The 6,043-nt window shown below is 65.7% G+C and carries 6 protein-coding genes and 1 pseudogene; 5 read left to right on the top strand and 2 right to left on the bottom strand.

All coding sequences use genetic code 11. The features are described 5' to 3' along the window. Positions 1 to 141: pseudogene (locus VKI00_RS30530) on the bottom strand (IS1380 family transposase); the annotation flags it as partial. Here VKI00_RS30530 and VKI00_RS30525 point away from each other — a divergent pair. From VKI00_RS30525 to VKI00_RS30505, 5 genes are all read left to right on the top strand, one after another. Further along, a complete protein-coding gene (locus VKI00_RS30525) occupies positions 89 to 1,039 on the top strand; it encodes a DUF1295 domain-containing protein (RefSeq protein WP_324446624.1) in 951 nt (316 codons plus the stop codon). The pseudogene VKI00_RS30530 and the gene VKI00_RS30525 sit on opposite strands and share 53 nt — an antisense overlap. A gap of 54 nt (positions 1,040 to 1,093) precedes the next feature. Then, entirely contained in the window at positions 1,094 to 1,321 is a 228-nt protein-coding gene (locus tag VKI00_RS30520; RefSeq protein ID WP_324446620.1) for a hypothetical protein, read from the top strand. A 473-nt stretch (positions 1,322 to 1,794) separates the two neighbouring features. Continuing rightward, positions 1,795 to 2,007, top strand: a complete 213-nt coding sequence (locus tag VKI00_RS30515; RefSeq protein WP_324446618.1) for an alpha/beta hydrolase — start codon at positions 1,795 to 1,797, stop codon at positions 2,005 to 2,007. Positions 2,008 to 2,483: 476 nt separating this feature from the next. Next, positions 2,484 to 3,968, top strand: a complete 1,485-nt coding sequence (locus VKI00_RS30510) for a biotin carboxylase (protein ID WP_324446616.1) — start codon at positions 2,484 to 2,486, stop codon at positions 3,966 to 3,968. Between the two features lie 298 nt (positions 3,969 to 4,266). Further along, complete coding sequence (locus VKI00_RS30505; RefSeq protein ID WP_324446622.1) at positions 4,267 to 5,463, top strand: serine hydrolase; 1,197 nt, start codon at positions 4,267 to 4,269, stop codon at positions 5,461 to 5,463. Here the strand turns inward: VKI00_RS30505 and VKI00_RS30500 are convergent. After that, positions 5,453 to 5,635, bottom strand: coding sequence for a hypothetical protein (locus VKI00_RS30500; RefSeq protein WP_324446614.1), 183 nt, complete (start codon positions 5,633 to 5,635; stop codon positions 5,453 to 5,455). The genes VKI00_RS30505 and VKI00_RS30500 overlap by 11 nt on opposite strands. Between the last annotated feature and the right edge of the window lie 408 nt (positions 5,636 to 6,043).

Below are 6,043 nucleotides of genomic sequence, written 5' to 3'. Positions count from 1 at the left end.
CAGTAGGTTGTGGGCGATCACCGCGCAGGCCAGCCAGGCGCAGTTGGCGGCAAACAGCCCCGAGGGGATGTGTGCGAGTGGGCCGTCGATGAGGTCGGCGAAGGTGGTTTCGATGATGGCGTGGCGGCGGTGGGTGAGGTCAACCGCTTGCGGCCCGCTGACCTATGGTGTCGGGCATGGTGGTTTCGCTCGACGACAACAACCCTGCCGATACCGCAGCGCCAGTGTGGTGAGCCAGCTGTCCTGGGCCGCCCTGGGCGCCAATCTGGTGTGGTGCGCGCTTGCAGTGGCCGTGTATTTCGGCGCGATCATGGTGGCGTCGATTCGTCTGCGCAACCAATCGATCGTCGACATCTTCTGGGGTCCTGGATTCGTCCTGGTCGCAGTGATCAGCTATTTCGCGTCGACCAATGCCGGCGGCGACGGCCTTCGCCGCGCCATGGTCCTTGCGCTGACCATGATTTGGGGACTGCGGCTCGGACTTCACATCGCGGCCCGCAACATCGGTCACGGTGAGGACAAGCGCTACACGGTTCTGATGAGCCGCCGGACCGGCACAGTCGCGGGCTACGTGCTACGCATCATCTACGGTCCACAGGCAGTGATCCTGTTCGTCGTGTCCCTGCCCGTCCAGCTCGCGATGTACGAGCCGACACCGGTGGGCGTTCTGGGGGCGCTCGGCGTGGCCATCTGGTGCGTGGGATTCGCCTTCGAAGCCGTGGGTGATGCTCAGCTGGCCCGGTTCAAGAGGGAACCTGCGAACGCGGGTTTGATCATGGATCGAGGCCTGTGGGCATGGACCAGGCACCCCAACTATTTCGGTGATGCGTGCGTGTGGTTCGGATTGTGGCTGCTTTCGCTCGGGCACCCCGTGGGGCTACTGACCGTGGTGTCGCCGCTACTCATGGCCTACTTTCTGGTCCGCGTCAGTGGAAAGGCCCTGCTGGAGAAGGGCATGCGCAGGAGCCGCGGGGCTGCCTACGACGCATACGCGGCGCGCACCAGCGGGTTCTTCCCCCGGCCACCGCGCCGGTCCTGAGACGCCGACCGCGGGCATTTGCTGCGGGTCGGATTGTTCGACGCCTACGATGCAATGATCGCTCCGGCCGATCCGGGCAGTTATCAGCAGGCGTGTGTCACGTTCACCGGATACGGCGACAATGTCGGGCGGATCATCCACTCCGTTGTCCCCTCGGGTGATCCCGACAAGATCGTCGACATTTTGGAGTTCATCCGCGACCGGGAGCGCGACTTCATTGTCGAACAGGACGCCCGGATTCAGTGGCGCCACATCACTGTGGGCCCCTGGGAAGAAGCGTAGGAATCGCCTGACGGCTTCTGGCGATCGCCGCACCGATCACACGCAAAGCGACGGACTATAGGTTTGCCCCGGCGTCACCCACCGAAATGAGTTGGAGGGTCGGGGCCAGCGGTGGCGGCGTCAAAGTCAGAGCGGGACAGCCACGTTGGTGAATATGGCTTCTACCGACGCGGTGAGTCTGAGGACCGCCCGTCGTCGAAGTCGCGCAGCAACGCGGCGAGCTGGTCGCGGCCGTTGGCTCCGGATCGTTGCGACGCGCGGTAGAGGTGGCCTTCCACGACCGTCTCCGTATCGTCGTTGGGGGCAGAACCTGGTTTCGGGTTTCGCCGACTGTTTCTCCAGGCCGGTATCGACGCTCGATGCTCTATCTGCAGCGAGGACATCGCCGTTGAGTTGCAGGTATCAGCGACGACGCTATTAGGACTGGCCGCGCAGCGGCTGCGGGCTGGGGCTGGAGGCGTCCTCGCCCGCCAGTGTTGCTGTGTCAAGATCGGGAGACGATCAAGCAGCCCGTGCTGTACGCCAACGGCGTGCACGACGTAATGATCCCTGCGGTGGCGTCCTACGTCGCAGTGCAGCACCTCGACAACGCCATCCTCGTGCTCTACAGCGACGCTGGACACGCATTCCTGTTCCAGCACGCGCGAGCATTCGCCACCGAGGTGACGAACTTTCTCGCGGCGTGACATCCGTCGGACGTAAACCCCTCGACTGCAGCCGGTTTCGGACTGACCGAGCGCTTTTCCACGAAGACATGAGAGTGGTGACCAGTAGCAAGAAGACGTTCATCGCTTGAGTCGGTGGTGTGCGGCTGCCTGTTGCTACCCGCGTGGCGCCGCGTTGGATCCACATGGAGCTGTCATAGGGCCGACAAATGCCGCCACATCCGCGTGGCGCAGGCGGGCGCCGGCCAACAGGCCGGCAGGAGCGTAGACGGGCGAGCCCGCCCACCGTGGGTACATCTAGCCCAGGCAGATCCACCGAGATTTCAAGCATTGCTCGACCGGCGTTCAGGTACTCCACACTTCGACACGGCCATGGGCAGGGCGCACACTTGTGGAATGGAGGTATGTCATTTCATCGCCGTCGCGCTGACCGCAGCGCCCCTGCCCGCGCCGCGGTCCTTGCGCCGGATTCAGGCGTCGACGTCACCGCGGCCGGCGTGATCGTGCACGCCGGCGGCCCTGAGCCCGAGCCGCGCCGCCCGCTGAACGGCCTCTCGGACGTACGCGCGTTCTTTCACACCAACGCCGTGCCGCTGTACTTCATCTCGCCGACCCCGTTCAACCTGCTAGGCATCGACCGCTGGGTACGGAACTTCTTCTACCTGACCTACTTTGACTCTTTCGAGGGCGCACACCCGCGCGTGTTCGTACCCCGGCGGCGCGACCGCATTGATTTCGGGTCCATGGGGGATGTGTGCAATCACCTCCTGTGCGATCCCGAGACCCTCGAGTTCATCGCGCAACGAGGGCCCGGTGGCAAGGCCTGCTTTGTGATGCTTGACGAGCAGACCCATGCCCTCGCGCACCAGGCGGGGCTGGACGTCATGCACCCCCCGGCGGAGCTGCGCCATCGCCTGGGCTCCAAGGTCGTCATGACGCGCCTAGCCGATGAGGCGGGCGTGCCGAGCGTGCCTCACGTGATCGGGCGGGCCGGCTCCTACGACGAGCTGCTGGCGCTCGCGCAAAGCGCCGGGCTGGGAGATGACCTCGTCGTCGAGGCCGCTTATGGCGACGCCGGCAACGCGACGTTCTTTGTGCGCGGTCAGCGCGACTGGGACCATTGCACCGCTGACCTGGTGGGGCAGCAGGAAGTCAAAGTCATGAAGCGCATCCGCAATGTCGAGGTGTGCCTCGAGGGCACCGTGACCCGCCACGGCACCGTGATCGGCCCCGCGATGACGAGTCTCGTCGGTTACCCGGAGCTGACTCCGCGCAAGGGCGGCTGGTGCGGCAATGACATCTGGCGCGAGGTGCTGCCGCCCGTACAGACGCACGCCGCGCGAGAAATGGTGCGAAAGCTGGGCGACGTCCTGAGCCGCGAGGGGTACCGCGGCTACTTCGAGGTGGACCTTTTGCATGACCTGGACTCCGACGAGCTCTACCTCGGCGAGGTGAACCCGCGCCTGAGCGGCGCCAGCCCGATGACGAGCTTGACCACCGAGGCCTACGCCGACATGCCGCTGTTCCTCTTCCACCTGCTCGAGTACATGGACGTGGAGTACGAGCTCGACATCGAGGAGATCAACTCGCGCTGGGAGCGGGGCTATGGCGAGGACGAGGTCTGGGGTCAGGTGATAATCACGGAGACCTCGCCGGATGTCGAGCTCTTCACCGCGACGCCACGCACCGGTGTGTGGCGCCTCGACGACGACGGGCGCGTCTCCTTTGCGCGCTCCGCCAACGACTGGGCCTCGGTGATTGACGAGTCCGAGGCCTTCTACATGCGTGTCGCGGCGCCTGGCGACTTACGCTGCGAGGGCGCCCAACTCGGCGTGCTCGTCACGCGCGGGCACCTGCAGACCGGCGACTACCAGCTCACCGAGCGCTGCCGGCGCTGGGTCAAGGGCATCGAGGCGAAGTTCGCCTCAACACCCCTGGCGCCGGCCACGCCGATCGTCTCGCGGCTCGTCGCACGAGCGTGAGCAGCGGCTGCACGAGCTGCTCGAAACACACCCGGCATCGAGCGCGAGCCCTTGATCCGGGCGTTCCTGCGTCCACCGCTGCGCCATACCCGCTACCGCCAACGGCATGGGAGGGCGTACTTCGCCGTCTACCGCCCCGCCGACGGTGTCGTCAACACAATCGCACCCGGGCTACCCGATCTTGTCCAGCTCGCCGCCGACTTCGGCCGAGACGATCTCCTCATCCGCATCGCCTCCCAGCTGGAATCAGCGCACCCATGGTCATCCGACCACCCGGCGATCCCGCGAAACCGCGCGCATGATCGGCTGCGAAACTGGTCGCGTCCCGGCCGGCATCTCACTGGACAACTGGCTGTCGGCGCCCTATTCGCAGTGGTCATTCCAGCACGTCGAAGACTTGGTGCCGACCGCGGTGATCTCGCGCGGGACCGGGCCGGCCGCGGCGTTGCCCGCAGCCAGTGCTCCGGTGGCCGAGATCCCGGTGACCAGCACTGACGGGGTGGCCGCCACCGTTGGCGCGGTGATGGCCACCACCGCTACCGACGGGTGGGCCGTCGCCTACCGCGGGTCGATGGTGGCCGAGGAGTACCTCGACGGCCTGGGGGCCCAGACCCGGCACCTGCTGTTCTCGGTGAGCAAGTCGCTGGTGGCAGCCGTCGTCGGCGCGCTGCGCGGGGCCGGTGCGATCGAGCTTGACGCGCCGGTCACGGCATTCGTTCCCGCCTTGGCGAACGGCGGCTACGCCGGTGCGACGGTGCGCCACCTGCTGGACATGAGGTCGGGTATCGCCTTCTCAGAAAATTACCGCGACCCGGCCGCGGAGATACACATCCTCGACCAGGCGATCGGGTGGGCGCCCAAGAGCAGTCCGGACGTCCCCTCCACGCTGCATGACTTCCTGCTGACCTTGCGGCAGAAGTCGGCTCACGGCGGCCCGTTCGAATATCGCTCGTGTGAAACCGATGTACTCGGCTGGATCTGCGAGGTCGCCGGCGGCCAGCGGATGCCCGAACTGATGTCGGAACTGCTGTGGAGCCGCATCGGCGCCCAATGCGACGCCACCATCGGCGTAGACACGGTCGGCACCGGACTATTCGACGGCGGCATCAACGCCTGTCTTACCGACATGATCCGGTTCGGGTCGCTGTTCTTGCGCGACGGTGTCTCGTTGACCGAGCAGCAAGTGGTGCCGGCGGCGTGGATCGCCGACACTCTCGCCGGCGGGCCCGACTCGCGTCAGGCGTTCGCCGCCAGCTCCGACGACACCCGAATGCCCGGCGGAATGTACCGCAACCAAGTGTGGTTCCCCTACCCGGGCAGCAACATCGTGTTGTGCCTGGGCATGTGTGGTCAGATGATCTACGTCAACCGCGCCGCGGAGGTGGTCGCCGCCAAGTTATCCACCCAGCCGCACTCTCAGGACCCGCACATGCTGTTGGACACGCTGCGCGCATTCGATGCGGTGGCACACGAACTGGCTGGAATCACCAGTTAGCCCGAGGTTCCGCGACCGCCGTCCACCAGCGGATTGACCGTTGCGAGTTCATCGCCAAGGTGCCCATGCTCACCGGCAGCTCGGCCGGCCCCGCACTGCGCGCAGGCAGCGGCCGCAGCTCGGCGACCGGGTGACTGTCGCGGGTGACAATCAGGCGTTCACCCCGCTCCACCCGGGCGAACACCTCCCCTGCTCCAGCAGCACTGGGCGAAGAATCCGTCCTAGCTCCGAGAGCGGCGGCGATCAAGCCCGCCGGGCCGCCCGCAGGTCGAGGGCATCCGGCTCAAGCCCACGCCTACCACGAGCCGAATACGACGGGACCGAATATGCGGCTAACCAGTAAACTCCTCCGTTTTCATCTGATGAATCAAGCCCGTGCCCGGCACCTGTCTGCTGGAGTCCTGGCATGGGCGCCGTAATTAATTGTTGGATGCTCGTCTGCGGCTGAATTGCGGAATCTGGTAGGCACACTGGCGCGGTGGGATCGCTGGTGGTCGGGACGCATAACGGTGCGAGCGAGCTTAGCGATCGTTAACGACCTTCCTTACATAAAACCAGGAGGCATTATGGCTACCTCCAT

Source organism: Mycobacterium sp., assembly GCF_035314665.1.
Taxonomy (GTDB): Bacteria; Actinomycetota; Actinomycetes; order Mycobacteriales; family Mycobacteriaceae; genus Mycobacterium.
This window is presented reverse-complemented; position numbering and strand designations above follow the sequence as displayed.

Coding starts and splice junctions, on each gene's coding strand:
- VKI00_RS30520 (WP_324446620.1), top strand. CDS start 1,094: ATGATCGCTCCGGCCGATCCGGGCAGTTATCAGCAGGCGTGTGTCACG.
- VKI00_RS30505 (WP_324446622.1), top strand. CDS start 4,267: ATGATCGGCTGCGAAACTGGTCGCGTCCCGGCCGGCATCTCACTGGAC.
- VKI00_RS30525 (WP_324446624.1), top strand. CDS start 89: ATGAGGTCGGCGAAGGTGGTTTCGATGATGGCGTGGCGGCGGTGGGTG.